13 protein-coding genes are annotated in these 13,981 nt (G+C 72.5%); 4 read left to right on the top strand and 9 right to left on the bottom strand.

The features are described 5' to 3' along the window. Positions 1-57: 57 nt before the first annotated feature. Positions 58-477, top strand: coding sequence for an organic hydroperoxide resistance protein (locus tag RM812_RS17655; RefSeq protein ID WP_311573533.1), 420 nt, complete (start codon positions 58-60; stop codon positions 475-477). An 85-nt stretch (positions 478-562) separates the two neighbouring features. Continuing rightward, positions 563-1,387, top strand: a complete 825-nt coding sequence (locus tag RM812_RS17650) for an EI24 domain-containing protein (RefSeq protein WP_311573532.1) — start codon at positions 563-565, stop codon at positions 1,385-1,387. Between the two features lie 239 nt (positions 1,388-1,626). Here RM812_RS17650 and RM812_RS17645 read toward each other — a convergent pair whose 3' ends face one another. Further along, positions 1,627-2,607 (bottom strand): aldose epimerase family protein, encoded by a 981-nt coding sequence (locus RM812_RS17645; RefSeq protein ID WP_311573531.1) that lies wholly within the window; start codon positions 2,605-2,607, stop codon positions 1,627-1,629. Between the two features lie 26 nt (positions 2,608-2,633). Next, entirely contained in the window at positions 2,634-3,545 is a 912-nt protein-coding gene (locus RM812_RS17640; RefSeq protein ID WP_311573530.1) for an SGNH/GDSL hydrolase family protein, read from the bottom strand. 265 nt (positions 3,546-3,810) lie between these two features. Here RM812_RS17640 and RM812_RS17635 point away from each other — a divergent pair, with 265 nt between their 5' ends. Continuing rightward, positions 3,811-4,305 (top strand): DUF3145 domain-containing protein, encoded by a 495-nt coding sequence (locus RM812_RS17635; RefSeq protein WP_311573529.1) that lies wholly within the window; start codon positions 3,811-3,813, stop codon positions 4,303-4,305. A gap of 69 nt (positions 4,306-4,374) precedes the next feature. Here RM812_RS17635 and RM812_RS17630 read toward each other — a convergent pair whose 3' ends face one another. The 5 genes from RM812_RS17630 to fasR all read right to left on the bottom strand — a co-directional run bounded on the left by RM812_RS17630 (position 4,375) and on the right by fasR (position 9,359). Then, positions 4,375-5,646, bottom strand: coding sequence for a beta-ketoacyl-[acyl-carrier-protein] synthase family protein (locus RM812_RS17630; protein ID WP_311573528.1), 1,272 nt, complete (start codon positions 5,644-5,646; stop codon positions 4,375-4,377). 87 nt (positions 5,647-5,733) lie between these two features. Beyond that, positions 5,734-5,982, bottom strand: a complete 249-nt coding sequence (locus RM812_RS17625; RefSeq protein WP_102908939.1) for an acyl carrier protein — start codon at positions 5,980-5,982, stop codon at positions 5,734-5,736. A gap of 104 nt (positions 5,983-6,086) precedes the next feature. Further along, the gene (locus RM812_RS17620) at positions 6,087-7,118 is read right to left on the bottom strand and encodes a ketoacyl-ACP synthase III (protein ID WP_311573527.1); all 1,032 of its coding nucleotides are present in this window, start codon (positions 7,116-7,118) and stop codon (positions 6,087-6,089) included. 16 nt (positions 7,119-7,134) lie between these two features. Then, positions 7,135-8,064: an ACP S-malonyltransferase gene (locus RM812_RS17615; RefSeq protein ID WP_311573526.1), complete on the bottom strand. Its 930-nt coding sequence runs from the start codon at positions 8,062-8,064 to the stop codon at positions 7,135-7,137. Between the two features lie 89 nt (positions 8,065-8,153). After that, the gene (fasR, locus tag RM812_RS17610) at positions 8,154-9,359 is read right to left on the bottom strand and encodes a fatty acid biosynthesis transcriptional regulator FasR (RefSeq protein WP_311573525.1); all 1,206 of its coding nucleotides are present in this window, start codon (positions 9,357-9,359) and stop codon (positions 8,154-8,156) included. Between the two features lie 62 nt (positions 9,360-9,421). Between fasR and RM812_RS17605 the strand changes: the two genes are divergently transcribed. Beyond that, complete coding sequence (locus RM812_RS17605) at positions 9,422-10,087, top strand: pirin family protein (protein WP_311573584.1); 666 nt, start codon at positions 9,422-9,424, stop codon at positions 10,085-10,087. Here the strand turns inward: RM812_RS17605 and RM812_RS17600 are convergent. Together RM812_RS17600 and RM812_RS17595 are read right to left on the bottom strand one after the other, a co-directional pair. Next, positions 10,084-10,632 carry a DUF4913 domain-containing protein gene (locus tag RM812_RS17600; protein WP_311573524.1) on the bottom strand — a complete coding sequence of 183 codons (549 nt, stop codon included), beginning with the start codon at positions 10,630-10,632 and terminating at the stop codon, positions 10,084-10,086. The two genes, RM812_RS17605 and RM812_RS17600, sit on opposite strands and share 4 nt — an antisense overlap. 27 nt (positions 10,633-10,659) lie before the next feature. After that, a complete protein-coding gene (locus tag RM812_RS17595; RefSeq protein WP_311573523.1) occupies positions 10,660-13,956 on the bottom strand; it encodes a trypsin-like peptidase domain-containing protein in 3,297 nt (1,098 codons plus the stop codon). Positions 13,957-13,981: the final 25 nt, after the last annotated feature.

Raw genomic sequence — 13,981 nt, 5'->3', positions numbered from 1 at the left:
GAAATCCGTCGTGATCGTGGGCGCGAGTCACGGCGGACCGAGGAGGAAGACACCGCAATGCCGATTCAGCAGTCCGAGGTCCTCTACACCGCCGTGGCCACCGCCGAGAACGGCCGCGACGGGCGCGTGGCCACCGATGACGGCAAGCTCGACGTGGTCGTGAACCCGCCCAAGGAGATGGGCGGCACCGGCGCCGGCACCAACCCGGAGCAGCTGTTCGCCGCCGGGTACAGCGCCTGCTTCCAGGGCGCGCTCGGTGTCGTGGCCCGCCAGGAGGGCGCCGACATCACCGGTTCGACCGTCACCGCGAAGGTCGGGATCGGCAAGAACGACGACGGGTTCGGCATCATGGTCGAGATCTCCGCCGAGATCCCGGCCGTGGACGCCGCCACCGCGCGGTCGCTGGTGGAGAAGGCCCACCAGGTCTGCCCGTACTCGAAGGCGACCCGCGGCGACATCACCGTGACGCTCGCCTGACCGGTGCCGGGGCTCCCGCGGGGCGGCGTTCACACCGTGAGCGCCGCCCCGTGCCCCGTCGGCGCCGACCGGTAGAGTTCCGTCCATGCGTGATCTTGGGGCGGGATTCGGCCATCTCCTGAAGGGCCAGCGCTGGGTGGCCCGGCACGGCAAGAGCTACGGCTTCGGGCTCCTCCCGGGCCTGATCACACTGGTGCTCTACGCGGCGGCGCTGGTCGCGCTGGCGCTGTGGGGCACGGACTTCGTCGCCTGGGCGACCCCCTTCGCCGACGACTGGTCGAGCCCCTGGCTCGGACTCTTCCGCGGCTTCCTCACCGCCGTCCTGTTCGCCCTCGCCCTGCTCCTGGCCGTCCTCACCTTCACCGCGGTCACCCTGCTGGTCGGCCAGCCCTTCTACGAGAGCCTCTCCGAACGGGTCGACCGCGACGTCTCCCCGGACGGCACCGCCCCCGAGTCGCACCTGCCGCTCTGGCGCGAGCTGTGGATCTCCGGCCGGGACAGCCTCCGGGTCCTCGTCCGCGCCGCCGTCTGGGGCGTGCTGCTCTTCGCCCTCGGCTTCATCCCGGTCGTCGGCCAGACGGTCGTCCCGGTGGTCGGCTTCTTCGTCACCGGCTTCTTCCTCACCGAGGAACTCGCCGCCGTCGCCCTCCAGCGCCGCGGGGTCGAGCTGCGCGACCGGCTCGCCCTGCTGCGCTCCCGCAAGACGCTGGTCTGGGGCTTCGGCACGCCGCTGGGCCTCGCCTTCCTGGTGCCGTTCGTCGCGGTGTTCCTGATGCCGGGCGCGGTCGCGGGCGCCACCCTCCTCGCCCGCGAGCTGCTGGGAGAGGAGACCCGCGAGGGCGACGACGACACGGCCGACGGCGGCTCCGCCGGCCAGGCGGTCAACTCGGGGCCGGCCTCGACGCACTGACGGTGTGGCGACCCGATCGTGGGTGTTTGTGAAGGGTTCGTACGAAGTGGCGAGCGGGCGCTCGAACGCGGGCCGTCGGATCAGCGCGGCGATTACCGTCTGATCCGGGACCGTCCACGGCGCGCCCCCTCGAACAGCCCCGGCCCGGGACCTGACATCCGGGCCGGGGCTCAGTACACGGGCTCGGTACCGGCGCTCGGTACCAGGGTTCGGCACCGGTGGGCCCGGCACCGCACGGGCTACCGCACCGAGAAGCCGTACACCGTCTCCGAGCGGAACACCTCGCCCGGCCGCAGCACCGTGCTCGGGAACTCCGGCCGGTTCGGGGAGTCGGGGAAGTGCTGCGTCTCCAGCGCGATGCCGTCGCCGGGGGCGAAGGGCGCGTCCAGATGGTCGGCGGTGTAGAGCTGGAGACCGGGCTCGGTCGTCGCCACCGACAGCACGCGCCCCGACGCCGGGTCGTACAGCTCGGCGACCTCCACGGCGGCGTCCGTCACGCCCTTGTCCAGGACGAAGTTGTGGTCGTAGCCCGAACCGACCTTGCGGGCCTGCCGGAAGTCGAAACGCGTGCCCGCCACGTCCGCGAGGGCACCCGTCGGGATCAGGTCCGCGTCGACCGGGGTGATCCGGGAGGCGGCGAGCCGCAGCTCGTGGCCGCCCGCGTGACCGGAGCCGCCCAGGTTGAAGTAGCTGTGGTTGGTCGGGTTCAGCACGGTCGGCGCGTCGGTGACCGCCTCGTACGCGATCCGCAGCGCGCCCGACTCCTCCAGCGTGTACGTCGCCGAGACCTCCACGCGGCCCGGGAAGCCCTCCTCGCCGTGCGGGCTGACCCGGCTCAGCCGGACGCCGTGCGCACCGTCCCCGACGGGCTCCGCGTCCCACACGCGCTTGTCGAAACCGCGCTCACCGCCGTGCAGCGAGTTCGGCCCGTTGTTGAGCGCCAGCGCGTACGTGCGCCCGTCCAGTGGGAAACGGCCGCCCGCGATCCGGTTGGCGTACCGCCCGACCAGCGCACCGAAGTACGGCTCCGGGTGGGCCGTGTAGCCGTCCAGGTCCGCGAACCCCAGCACCACGTCGGCGGTGTTCCCGTCCCGGTCCGGAACCTCGGCCGACTGCACGATCCCGCCGTACGACAGGACCCGTACCCGTACGCCGGCCCGCTCCAGGGTCCAGCGGTGGACCGGGGTGCCGTCGGAAAGTGTGCCGAAGAGTTCGTTCATGTGCGGAACTCTAGGACACGTGCAGGTCAGGAGTGTTTCGTGGTGACGGCGCGATAGGCGATCTCCGCCAGCCGGGCCTGGCCGTCCACACTCGGGTGGAACCAGTCCCAGCGGCTCAGCTGGTCGGTGCCGAACCGGTACTCGTGCACCGCGCCACCGTCCGTGCGGCACTTGCGGTCCTTCGCGCAGACCTCCCGCAGGACCCTGTTGTAGTCCTCCACCCGGTCCTGCACCGTGTTGCGCCGCAGCGTCGCCGCCGAGTCCAGGGCGTCCGCGTCGCCCAGCATCGACGGGCAGATGCCCAGCTTCCACACCTGCTTGCCCAGCGGATTGGTGCGCCCCTGCGACCACAGCCGCTTCAGGTCCGGGATGCTCGCCACGTACACCTGCGCCTTGGGCAGTTCCCGGCGCAGGGTGGCCATGGCCTCCTCGAACCGGGCCCGGAAGTCGGCCACCGGGGTCATCGCCGCGGTCGTGGCCCGGCAGGCGTCGTTCGCCCCGATCATCACCGCGACCAGCTCCGGCCTGCGCGCCGCCGCCCGCGTCACCTGCCCGGGCAGATCCGCCATCCGGGCCCCGGTGACCGCGTAGTTCCAGCTCCGCTCGGCCGCGCCCGCCTCCCCCAGCAGCCGCACGGCGAGACTGTCGACCTCGGCACTGCTGCCGGTCGCCCACGAGACCTCGGGGCAGTCGGACAGCACCGTGCAGGCGTCGAAGCCGCGCGTGATGGAGTCACCCACCGCCGCGACGGACGCGGGGCTCGTGTCCCAGGCCGGGGCGGGCTTCGGCTGCTTCGACCCGGTACCGGAGGGGCCGGGGGAATCGCCGCCGGCCGCGTCACAGCCGGCCACGCCCAGGACGGCGGCGGTCAGGACGGCGAGTACGGCACGCGCACGGCGACGGCCGCCGCGCGTCCCCTGGTCCGTCCGCTGACCCATACCGGTCCCACCCCTCGCCTCGTGCCTCCAACGTCCTCAACCCATGACACCGCGCGGAGGTTCCCACGGGCCGCGATGCAACGCCTCACACCCGTACAAGCGTCCTGCCGGGTGAATGGCGGAGGTTTGTCGGCACCGGGACCGACGGTACGTCACACTCCTTGCCCCGTCGCACGGTAGCCTCGCCATGAACGTGGCCGCCCGGCCACGCCCGTTCCACCCGTTCCACCCGTTCCGAGATGTCCCGCTCAGCCCGGAGGTTCCGGTGACGACACGTGGAGTCCTGTACGTGCACTCCGCGCCGCGCGCGCTCTGCCCGCACGTCGAGTGGGCCGTCGCCGGGGTGCTCGGCACGCGCGTCAGCCTCGACTGGATCCGGCAGCCCGCCGCGCCCGGCACCTGGCGCTCGGAGTTCTCCTGGAAGGGCCGGCCCGGCACCGCCTCCAAGCTCGCCTCCGCCCTGCGGGGCTGGCAGCTGCTGCGCTTCGAGGTCACCGAGGAACCGTCCGCGAACGCCGAGGGCGAACGCTACAGCTGCACGCCCGAGCTCGGCATCTTCCACGCCGTCACCGGCATCCACGGCGACATCCTCATCCCCGAGGACCGGCTGCGTGCCGCCCTGGCCCGCTCCCGGCGCGAGGAGAGCGACCTGGAGTCCGACATCGCCAAGCTCCTCGGCAAGCCCTGGGACGACGAACTGGAGCCGTTCCGCTACGCGGGCGAGGGCGCGCCGGTCCGCTGGCTGCACCAGGTGGTGTGAGACGCCCCTGCCACGCGTGAAGGGCCCCCACCGACCGGTGGGGGCCCTTCACACACGTAGGGACGTCGCTCAGACCGTCCGGAACGCCAGCACCACGTTGTGCCCGCCGAACCCGAACGAGTCGTTCAGCGCGGCGATACGGCCCTCGACGGGCAGCTTCCGGGCCTCGCCGCGCACGATGTCCGCGGCGGCCTCGGCCTCGGGGTCGAGGTTCTCGACGTTGATGGTCGGCGGCGCCACCCGGTGGTACAGCGCGAGCACCGTCGCGACGGACTCCACGCCGCCCGCGCCACCGAGGAGGTGACCGGTCATCGACTTGGTGCCGGAGACCGCCATGTGGTCGGCGTCGTCACCGAAGACCTTGCGCAGCGCCTTCAGCTCGGCGATGTCACCGGCCGGCGTCGAGGTGGCGTGCGCGTTGACGTGCACGATCTCGGCGGGGTCCAGGTCGGTGCGCTCCAGCAGGTGCTGCAGCGCGGCCGAGATGCCACGGCCCTCCGGCTCCGGCTGCACGATGTCGTGGCTGTCGGCGGAGATGCCCTGACCGACCGCCTCCGCGTAGACGCGGACACCGCGCGCCGCGGCGTGCTCGGCGGACTCCAGGACGATGACGCCGGCGCCCTCACCGAGGACGAAGCCGTCGCGACCCGTGTCGAAGGGGCGCGAGGCACCCTGCGGGTCGTCGTTGTTCTTGGACATCGCCATCATGTTGCCGAACGCGGCGATGGGCAGCGGGTGGATCGCCGCCTCCGTGCCACCCGCGACGACGACGTCGGCGCGGCCGGTGCGGATCATCTCGATGGCGTAGCCGATGGCCTCGGCACCCGACGCGCAGGCGGAGACGGGCGTGTGCACGCCCGCCCGGGCGCCCACGGCCAGCCCGACGTTGGCCGACGGGCCGTTCGGCATCAGCATGGGGACGGTGTGCGGGGAGACGCGGCGGACGCCCTTCTCCTTGAGCACGTCGTACTGGTCCAGCAGGGTCGTCACGCCGCCGATGCCGGAGGCGATGACGGCACCGAGCCGGTCGGGGTCGATGCTTCCGTCTTCGCCTGCCTTGCCGGTGAAGCCGGCGTCCTGCCAGGCCTCCTGGGCCGCGATCAGCGCGAACTGCGCCGAGCGGTCCAGTCGGCGGGCCTGGGGCCGCGGGATGACCCCGGAGGGGTCCACGGCGACCGGAGCGGCGATGCGGACCGCCTGGTCGGCGGCCCACTCCTGCTCCAGGGGCTTGACGCCGGACTTGCCGGCCACCAGGCCCTCCCAGGTCGAGGCTGCGTCGCCACCCAGCGGTGTGGTTGCGCCGATACCGGTGACGACCACGGTGCGATTGGTCGAGCTCACGGGAATTCTTTCTCCAACGGGATACGGATTCGTACGGCGCCACCGCCGGGTGGCGGGGCAGTCAGCCCAGAGGCAGTGATCGGTCGATCAGCCCTGGTGCTTGAGGATGTAGCCGGTCGCGTCACCGACGGTCTTGAGGTTCTTGACGTCCTCGTCCGGGATCTTGACGTCGAAACGCTCTTCGGCGGCGACGACGACCTCGACCATGGACAGCGAGTCGACGTCCAGGTCGTCGGTGAAGGACTTGTCCAGCTGGACGTCCTCAACCGGGATGCCGGCGATCTCGTTCACGATCTCGGCGAGACCGGCGACGATCTCTTCCTGAGTGGCGGCCATGACGGCGCTCCTTCGTAGATGTTCCAGAGGGTGTGGCAGCCCGCCGCGTCGGCGGCGGGTGGTGCTGGTCTCCGCCCCGGACCGCATGATCCGGCACGGAGTGCCTAGGGGAGGGTAACGACCGTCGCGGCGTAGACGAGACCCGCCCCGAAGCCGATGACGAGCGCGGTGTCGCCGCTCTTCGCCTCGCCGGTCGCCAGAAGCCGCTCCATCGCGAGCGGAATCGAGGCGGCCGAGGTGTTGCCGGTGGTGCGGATGTCACGGGCGACCATGACGTGCTCCGGCAGCTTCAGCGTCTTCACCATCGAGTCGATGATCCGCACGTTGGCCTGGTGCGGGATGAAGACGTCCAGCTCGTCCGGGGTGATCCCGGCCGCGTCCAGCGCCTGCTGGGCGACCTTCGCCATCTCGAACACGGCCCAGCGGAACACCGCCTGGCCCTCCTGCGTGATCGCAGGAAACTTGACGTTGCCCTCGCTGTCGAGGGGCAGCTCGGAGAGGTCGCCGATCCGGAAGCGGTCCCACGGGACCGTCTGCTTGATCGTCTCGGACTTGTCGCCCTCCGAACCCCAGACGGTCGGGCCGATCGCCGGCTCCTGGGACGGGCCGACCACGACCGCGCCGGCGCCGTCGCCGAACAGGAAGGCCGTGGCCCGGTCCTCCAGGTCGGTCAGGTCGGAGAGCCGCTCCACGCCGATGACGAGGACGTACTCGGCGGACCCTTCCACCACCATGCCCTTGGCCAGCGTCAGCCCGTAACCGAAGCCCGCGCAGCCCGCCGAGATGTCGAAGGCCGCCGCCTTGTTCGTGCCCAGCTTGTCCGCGATCTCGGTGGCGACGGCCGGGGTCTGGCTGAAGTGCGACACGGTCGACACGACCACGGCGCCGATCTGCTCCGCGTCGATCCCGGCGTCGGCGATGGCCTTGCCGGAGGCCTCGATCGACATCGCCGCGACGGTCTCCTCGGGCGACGCCCAGTGCCGCGTCTCGATGCCGGAGCGCGAGCGGATCCACTCGTCGGACGAGTCGATCTTCTCGAGGATCACCTCGTTCGGCACGACCCGGGTCGGGCGGTAACCGCCGACACCGAGGATGCGCGCGTACGGGGCGCCCTTGCTGGGCTTGATCTTCGACATGCTCTCGCGCTCCTTGTCAGGCCTGCTCGGCGTGCTCGGCGATGATCTCGCGGGCCGCGTCGAGGTCGGCGGGGGTCTTCAGGGCCAGCGTCTTCACCCCGGGCAGCGCGCGCTTGGCCAGACCGGTCAGCGTCCCGCCGGGGCACACCTCGATCAGGGCGGTCACGCCGAGCTCCTTGAAGGTCTCCATGCACAGGTCCCAGCGGACCGGGTTGGCGACCTGGCCGACCAGCCGCTGCAGCACCTCGGTGCCGGTGGCGACGGCCTGCCCGTCCTTGTTGGAGACGTACGTCACCTTCGGGTCGGCCGGCGTGAGCGCCTTCGCGGCCTCGGCGAGCGCGTCCACCGCGGGCGCCATGTGGTGCGTGTGGAACGCGCCGGCCACCTTCAGCGGGACGACCTTGCGCACACCCTCGGGCTTGGCCTCGCTCAGCGCGGCCAGCTGTTCCATGGTGCCTGCCGCCACGATCTGACCGGCGCCGTTCACGTTCGCCGGGGTCAGGCCGAGCTTCTCCAGGTGTGCCACGCTCACCTCGGGGTCGCCGCCGAGCAGCGCCGACATGCCGGTCTCGGTCACCGCGGCGGCCTCGGCCATGGCCAGGCCCCGACGGCGTACGAGGGTCAGCGCGGCGGTGTCGCCGAGGACCCCCGCGAACGCGGCGGCCGTGATCTCACCGACACTGTGGCCGGCGACCGCGCCCGGCGCGATGTCGGCGATGTCACCGAGTGCCGCGGCCGAGAGGATCCCGGCGGCGACGAGCAGCGGCTGGGCGACGGACGTGTCACGGATCTCGTCCGCGTCGGCCTTGGTGCCGTAGTGGGCGAGATCGAGTCCAATGGCGTCGGACCACGCGGCGACGCGGTCAGCGGCGCCGGGAAGGGCGAGCCAGTCAGTCAGGAAGCCGGGCGTCTGGGCGCCCTGGCCGGGAGCGACGAGTACGAGCACTCTCACACTCTCTCTTGAGGACGGCCACGACCGCCCGTGGGGACAGGGACGAAGAACACGAGGGGGTTTTGTGGACCCCCGACAAAAGCTTAGAGATGCGGATCTCCGTCGGCCAGACGCCCCAGGATGAGCGCGATCCGCAGTGTGAACGCAGACCGTACATCAGAGGGTGACCATCCGGTGACGTCAGTCACACGTCGGAGCCGGTAGCGCACGGTGTTCGGGTGAACGAAGAGCATCCGGGCGGCGCCCTCCAGACTGCTCGCCTGTTCGAGATAGACGCTGAGCGTCTCCAGCAGAGCCGCCCCGGCCTCCTCCAACGGTCTGTAGATCTCCTCCACCAACTGCTCGCGGGCCGAGGGGTCGGAGGCGATCGCGCGCTCCGGCAGCAGATCGTCCGCCAGCACCGGGCGCGGGGCGTCCGGCCAGGCGGTGCACGCCTTGAGACCGGCGGCGGCGGCCTGCGCGGACCGGGTCGCGGCCAGCAGGTCCGGCACCACCGGACCGGCCACCACCGGGCCCTGGGCGAACGGCCCGATCAGCGACTTCGCGACCGCGAGCGGGTTGTCGCTGCCTCCCGCGATCACCACCAGCCGGTCGCCGAGCACCCCGGTCAGCACCTGGAGCTTGGCGTGCCGGGCGGCCCGCCGGATGGCCTCCACGGTCAGCTCGGAGTCCCCGTCGGGGGCGGTGCCCAGCACCACGCAGACGTGGTCGGGCGAGTTCCAGCCCAGCGCGGCGGCCCGGGACACGGCCCCCTCGTCGGCCTCGCCGCTGAGCACGGCGTTCACGACCAGGGACTCCAGCCGCGCGTCCCAGGCACCGCGTGCCTCGGCGGCCTGCGCGTACACCTGGGCGGTCGCGAAGGCGATCTCCCGGGCGTACACGAGCAGCGCCTCGCGCAGGACGGACTCGTCGCCGGGAGCCGCCACCTCGTCGATGGCGGACTCCATCACCTCGATGGTCGTCCGCACCATCTCGACGGTCTGCCGCAGCGTGATCGCCCGGGTCAGCTCGCGCGGCGCGGTGCCGAAGACATCGGTGGAGATGGCCTGCGGGGTCTCCGGGTGCCGGAACCACTCGGTGAAGGCGGCGATGCCCGCCTGTGCGACCAGCCCGATCCAGGAACGGTTCTCCGGTGGCATGGCCCGGTACCACGGCAGCGTCTCGTCCATCCGCGCGATGGCCTGCGCGGCGAGGGATCCGGAGGACTGCTCCAGCCGCTTCAGGGTCGCGACGTGCGGGTGGACGGCGCGCGCCGCGGGCTGGGGCTTGCTGGTTTCGGGTTCGGGCACGGGGACAAGACTGCCTTATCAGGACGGGAGCACGTGCCGCCGGGTCTACGGTGGACGCTGTGATGGACGTACGGCGCGCCGACGCGCGCTACCCCGGAGGCGACGCGGCGGCGGGCATCGCGTCGCGGCACGCCTTCTCCTTCGGACCCCACTACGACCCCGACAACCTCCGCTTCGGGGCGCTGATCGCCTGCAACGAGGAGCGCCTGGCGCCCGGCGCCGGCTTCGACGAGCACCCGCACAGCCACACCGAGATCGTCACGTGGGTGGTGGAGGGCGAGCTGACCCACCGGGACACGGCGGGCCACGAGACGGTCGTCCGCGCCGGGGACGTGCAGCGCCTCGGCTCGGCGGCCGGCGTCCGCCACGTCGAGCGCAACGACGGCTCCACCCCGCTGACCTTCGTCCAGATGTGGCTGGCCCCGCTCCAGCCCGGCGGCGACCCGTTCTACGAGGTCGTCCGGGGCATCGCCGACTCCACCCCGTACGCCGTCCCCGAGGCCGGGGCGATGCTCCACGTGCGGCGCCTGGCGCCGGGCGAGCGGACGGCGGTGCCGGACGGGGCGTACGTGTACGTGCACGTCGTGCGGGGCGAGGTGACCCTCGGCGGTGAGACCCTCGCCTCCGGCGACGCGGCCCGCCTCACGGCGGCACGGGAGCTGACGGCGGTCGGCGCGACGGACGCCGAGCTCCTGATGTGGGAGATGGGGGCCGCCCAGCGGGGCTAGACGGTGTCGTTGTCCGGGGGCATGGTGAGGGCGATCCAGCCGAGCCACGGGCGTGGGGAGTTGCGGATCTCCTCGGCGGTCGGCGCTTCTTCGGCCAGCGCCGCCTCCAGCGAGAACGCCGGGTGGTCGAGCATCCCGCTCGGTGGGGCCTCCGTCGGCAGTGGGGGCTGGTCGATGTGGCCGCCCGCCTGCCGGCACGCCGCGAACGGGCCGGCCAGCGGATCGCGGAGCATGCGCATGTGCGGGTCGAAGTGGTCGCGCCACCAGACGGACATCCCCAGGGCCACGTCGTCCCTGAGGTACTCCATCGCGCGCCACATCGTCGTGAGGCGGGCCACCGCCTCCGGGTGCGCCCACCAGCTCGGACACCACGCGAGCGGGACCTCGCCGTACGGAAGGCGTATGACCTGCGTCACGTAGTCCTCGACGAACTCCTCCAGGCTGGAGAAGAGAAGCGCGTCGGCCACGGATTCCGTCTCCGCCTCCGATTCGAGGTAGGCGTCCAGTCTGGAGCTGATGGTCTCGCCGTTGAGTTCCTCCGCCATCGCGGTGTTTCCTTCCCGATCCGGGCCTCAGCGCCAGTCGTCCCGCGCACGTGAGGGGACTCTGCCGAGGCGCCTTTCCAGTTCGTGCAGCGTTCCGGCCGCTCCGAACGGCGATCCGTCCGGATATCGGTGCCGACCGCCGTGCAGCCGGCGCAGGATGGCCAGTGATTCCCGGGCGGGCCGGATCCCGGCGACGAGGTGAGCGGCGTGGCGGGCGTCCGCCGTGTCCAGACAGATGTAGGCCCAGGTCCACAGATGGTGGGCGAGCTGGTGGCGATGGTCCGCCGAGGCGTCCGGGAGCCGGCGGTACAGGTCGACGGCCCGGCGTATCGCCGCCAGGGCTCGTCCCCGGTCGCCGAGGCTGCGGTACACCTCCGCCAGCGTCTGCCAGGCCTCGGCCAGGTTCCCGGCCCGGGCGGGATCGGCCTCGGCGAGGCTCTGCCAGACGAGGATCGCCTCCCGGGCGTGCGGCAGTGCCCTCGCGGGCTGCTGGACCGTGAGACAGCCGGTGATCAGGTCGTCCAGCGCCCAGGCGTAGTCGGTCCCGAACGTCTCGGGATAGTGCCGGGCCCGCAGGCGCTGGATGGCCGCGGCCTCCTCCGCCTGGACGATCGCGTCGGACCGGTCGCGCGCGTCGGGCACTTGGGCCCGGTACCTCGCCGCCACGCCCAGGGCCCAGGCGAGAAGGGGACGGCCCCAGACCGGGTCCTGCGCCGCGGCCTGCCGGTAGTGCAGCACGGCCCCTTGTGCGGCGGCGACCGCCAGCCTGCGCCGTCCCTGACGTCCGTGGGCGTCGGCCAGTACGGCCAGCGTCCTGGCGAAGTCGTGGCGGTGACGGTCCGGGGCCGGCTCCATCAGCCTGGCCCGGATCTTGACGGCCTCCTCCAGGGCGAAGTCGGCCGTACGGGAGTACCCCTTGTCCCGGCAGGTGATCGACAGGTTGTGCAGGGCGGAGGCGAGCCATGCCTCGTGTGCCCGGGGGGCCGCACGTGCGAGGCCCTCCACGATGTTCACGCATTCCCGCTCGGCGGTCAGGGCCGCGTCGTCGTCGCCCTGCTTGGAGTAGTGATAGCCCAGTCCGTACAACGACGAGGCCAGCGCGGGCAGGTGGGCCGCGGGGTCGGCCTCGGCGAGGGTACGGCGCAGCATGACGGCCGTGAGGATCCACGCGCGTTCCCCACCGGGGTTCTCCGGACCGCGGGACCAGCTCCAGTGCTGGTGCCAGGCCCAGGCGAGGTCGGCCGTGTGCTGGCGCCGCTCCGCCGGATCCCGCGGCACCGCACGGTCCTCGAAGGCCGTCACCAGACGCCCGGTCAGCCATCGCGCGAAGCGCAGCAACGGAGGCGAGTCCCAGTCCGGCAGGGCCGAGTAGCAACCGCGCAGCGCGTCGGCGTGCAGCTCGCCGACCTCATTGGCGACCGTCTCGATCCGCAGCAGCAGCCGCGTGCCCTCCTGGATCCGTCCCGCCCTCTCGTGCCCGAGCGCGGCCCGCACCAGGTCGATGAGGAGCTGTTCCTGCTGGGCCGCCGTGGCCCCGGACAGCATCGCGCCCAGGAACTCCTCGTGTTCCTCCACGGCCTGCCACGCCAGGAACTCCGCGACACGGTCCGGCTGCAGGCGTCCCCAGAAACGCTCGGGCGGTGGTGGGTAGAGCTTGTGCAGGAGCAGGGCGATCTCGGAGCGCTGGGCGGTGGGCAGCTCGGGAACCCGGGTCACCGTGCGCAGGGCCTCGCCGCGGTCGGCGGCGCCGCACAGGGTGGCGGCGGCCACGGCGCGTTTCAGTTTCTCGCCGCTCAGGTCGACGCGGTAGGTGGGGGCAGTCCAGTCCCAGTACGTCGCCTCGTGGTCGAGGAGCCTTTCCTCCAGGGGCGCGCCCGAGGCGCCGGTCGCGTGCCCCGTGCCCCGGTCGAGCAGTGCGGTCAGCGCGGCCATCTGGAGGTCGAGCGGGTTGCCGTACCTGTCCTCGCCGAGGGTGCCGGGCACGGGCAGGCGCCGGGCGACCTCGGCCCATCGGGTGGGGGCACCGTGCGCGTCCGCGGGCGGCTGCATCGCCGTCATGAGGTCCAGCCGACGGGCGAAGTGCTCCACCGCTGTACGGAAGGTCTCCCGCCGGCCCCGGGCCGGGGCGGCGACGTGGCCCAGTTCGATGACGGGAGCCTCGCTCAGCGTCGAGCGCACCTGGGCGTCGGCCCGCATCGGGTCCTTGTTCCAGGCGCCCGGCGCACGGGCGACCAGCAGCAGCCGGACCTTCGGCGTGCTCAGCGAGCGCCGGTAGACGATGCGCAGGAACTCCCGCAGCTCCTGCGGACGCCCTTCCGCGTAGTCGACGACCAGCAGCAGCTCGCGCCGGACCGACGGGAGCACCGACAGGTCCGCGACGGAGGGCTCGCCCATGCCTCCGGGCCGGTCGAGCTGTCCCGCCACCCAGCCCCGCTCGGTCATCCGTGTCACCAGCCAGCGGGCGAGCCGGCTCTTGCCCTGCCCTCCGGCCCCGGCGAGGATCAGCGCGGACACCGGCGGTCCGTCCTCCTCGCACCACCTGACCAACTCGGCCTGTTCCCGCTCCCGTCCGTGGAACGGCACGACCTCGGCGTCCGCTCGCAGCAGCATCGCCGGGGACCGGTCGTCGTCCCTGGGGGCCGGAGGGGTGAGGAGCCGGGCGACTTCGGCGGGCTCCGGCAGGGGCCGGACGCCGGTCGCGGCGTGGACGGCCGTGCGGAAGCCCGGGTCGTCGAGCAGGTCGACCGCACGGGTGGCGGTCAGCCTGCTGCCCCCGTCGGGACGACGGTCGCGGCGTACGACCCCGATCAGCAGCTCCTTGTGGAAGACCGCGGCTCCCGACATGCCGGACCAGGGTGTGGTTCCGGGCGGTTCCTCTCCGGTCCACACGGGTGCGGTGTCGACGAGGATCTCGTAGCGGCGGCCGGGCAGGCCGGTGCCGGGGTGGACACGGCCCCTGGCCTGCTCCAGGTACCGGGCCCCGGGCGTGCGCTGCATCCGGGGGAAGCCGGCGGTGTCGGCCTCGCGGTCCGGCAGCTCCGTGACGAGCTCGCCCCAGCGCACCGGCGGCTGCACCGCGGTGCCACGCGGAACGGTGAGCAGAGCCGCGTCCACGTCGTCGTCGTACCGCCTCCAGACGACCTCGGCCGGCAGCGGTTCCGCGCCCCGGTGCGGCTGCTCGACGGCAACCCGTCCCCCGGTGGGCCGGGCCGGGACGAGGTGGGCGGCCGTGAGCACCAGTCCCGGCGCGACGAGGTAGCCCGAGCCGCAGGTCGACTCCCCATTCTCGACGGTCCGTATGAGCGTGACCCGCTCCAACGACATCTTTTCCCACCCCCGTAGGCGACGT

Origin of the sequence: Streptomyces lancefieldiae (genome assembly GCF_031845825.1) — a bacterium.
Classification (GTDB): Bacteria; Actinomycetota; Actinomycetes; order Streptomycetales; family Streptomycetaceae; genus Streptomyces; species Streptomyces lancefieldiae.
The sequence above is the reverse complement of the archived record's forward strand: the minus strand, read 5'-3'. Positions and strand labels throughout refer to the sequence as shown.

Coding starts and splice junctions, on each gene's coding strand:
- RM812_RS17595 (WP_311573523.1), bottom strand. CDS start 13,956: ATGTCGTTGGAGCGGGTCACGCTCATACGGACCGTCGAGAATGGGGAG.
- RM812_RS17605 (WP_311573584.1), top strand. CDS start 9,422: ATGGACGTACGGCGCGCCGACGCGCGCTACCCCGGAGGCGACGCGGCG.
- RM812_RS17620 (WP_311573527.1), bottom strand. CDS start 7,118: ATGTCGAAGATCAAGCCCAGCAAGGGCGCCCCGTACGCGCGCATCCTC.
- RM812_RS17600 (WP_311573524.1), bottom strand. CDS start 10,632: ATGGCGGAGGAACTCAACGGCGAGACCATCAGCTCCAGACTGGACGCC.
- RM812_RS17645 (WP_311573531.1), bottom strand. CDS start 2,607: ATGAACGAACTCTTCGGCACACTTTCCGACGGCACCCCGGTCCACCGC.
- RM812_RS17650 (WP_311573532.1), top strand. CDS start 563: ATGCGTGATCTTGGGGCGGGATTCGGCCATCTCCTGAAGGGCCAGCGC.
- RM812_RS17655 (WP_311573533.1), top strand. CDS start 58: ATGCCGATTCAGCAGTCCGAGGTCCTCTACACCGCCGTGGCCACCGCC.
- RM812_RS17625 (WP_102908939.1), bottom strand. CDS start 5,982: ATGGCCGCCACTCAGGAAGAGATCGTCGCCGGTCTCGCCGAGATCGTG.
- RM812_RS17640 (WP_311573530.1), bottom strand. CDS start 3,545: ATGGGTCAGCGGACGGACCAGGGGACGCGCGGCGGCCGTCGCCGTGCG.